A 1,454-nucleotide genomic window follows, 5' to 3' on the forward strand; every position below is an offset into this window, starting at 1 on the left:
CCGGCTCTTCGGATCTCAGAGTGCGTTGATCCTATCGGCGAGCTGTCCGGAGTGCAGTAGGGACCGGAAGATGTAGTGGTCGAGGTTGCGGAACCCTTGGGCGATGCCGCGTAGGTGTTCGAGGCGGCCGTTGATCGCTTCGACCGGTCCGTTGGAAACGCCGGTGTCGAAGTAGGCCAGGATTTCCTGGCGTCTGGCCCAGAGGCTGCGGCCCAGTTGGGCGAGTTCGGCCAGGCCGTCGGGTACTTCGGTGCGGATCCGCCGCAACGTCTTGTACATCAGTTTCTTGCCTTCCCTGCGTTTCGGGTGCTCGTAGGCGGCGATCAGTTGCTGATACACCTGGTGGGTGACCTCGACGGCGGCATGATCATCGTGGCTGGTCAGTGACTCGAATAGCCGGATCCGTTGCTTGTCGGTCAACAGTTCTTCGCGGGTGTGCAGGATCCGACGGATCTTGTAGAGCGGGTCGTGTGTGCGGCCGCGGCGCCCGCAGGTGGCTTGCTGGACGCGTTGACGGCACTGGTCGAGTTTCTGCGCGGCCAGGTGCACGACGTGGAACGGGTCCATCACCACCCGGGTCTTGGGGAGCGCTTCGACGGTAGCGGTCTTGTAGCCGGTGAACCCGTCCATCGCCACGACCTTGATCCGGTCCCGAAACTGCTGGTCACGCTCGGCGAGCCAGTCTTTGAGGACTTGTTTGGATCGGCCTGCGATCATGTCGAGCAGCCGGGCCGGCCCGGTGCCGTCGATGACCGGGGTCAGATCGATCAGCACGGTCACGAAACTCGGGTCGCCTTGCCCGCGAACGTGTTTCCACTTGTGCTCGTCGACACCGAGGTGGCGGACCCCGTCCAGATGGTCACCGGTGTAGACCAGTGCCCGGCAGGCGTCGACGGCGATGGCGTTGACCGTTTTCCAGGCCACACCCAACTGGGCGGCGACCGCGGACACGCTCATCTTGTTGACCACGATCTGCTGCAGGATCCACCGGCAAGTCCTGGTCGTGACCACCGCCCGGGGCGCGGCAATTGTCTCGATACCGGCCCGGTAGATCGACCGATCACAATCGATGGATTCGCAGAGCAGTCGAGGCACCGCGACGTGCAGTTTGGTCCGGTGCCCGCTGATCGGAACATCGGTCAGGACCCGATCGACCAGATCACGTCGGCGCCCCGGGTTTCCGCAGCCCGGGCACCGCGTATCGGGATCGAGCGGGCGGCACCACAGGTGCGTGCGGTCGTCGGCATCGACGGCCGCACCGGTGATCGTCACACCGAGTTCGACGGTTCGGCAGATCGTGTCAGCGACATCAGAAGTAAGCTCGGTCATGGGTCCTGTGGTGGTGAGGAAGATTGTTGAGGAACCTTCATTCTCACACCCAGGACCCGCCTACATCTTGTGGTCACCCCCGGCCATCACCACGACCAGCCATGCACTCTCAGATCCGAAGAGCC

General features: G+C 63.6%; 1 protein-coding gene. It reads right to left on the reverse strand.

Annotation, left to right across the window (positions count from 1 at the left end; all coding sequences use genetic code 11):
* Window positions 1-15: 15 nt before the first annotated feature.
* Window positions 16-1,329 (reverse strand): ISL3 family transposase, encoded by a 1,314-nt coding sequence (locus GOARA_RS02920; protein WP_007320794.1) that lies wholly within the window; start codon window positions 1,327-1,329, stop codon window positions 16-18.
* Window positions 1,330-1,454 lie beyond the last annotated feature (125 nt).

It is taken from the genome of Gordonia araii NBRC 100433, from assembly GCF_000241265.1.
In the GTDB taxonomy this organism is placed as follows: Bacteria; Actinomycetota; Actinomycetes; order Mycobacteriales; family Mycobacteriaceae; genus Gordonia; species Gordonia araii.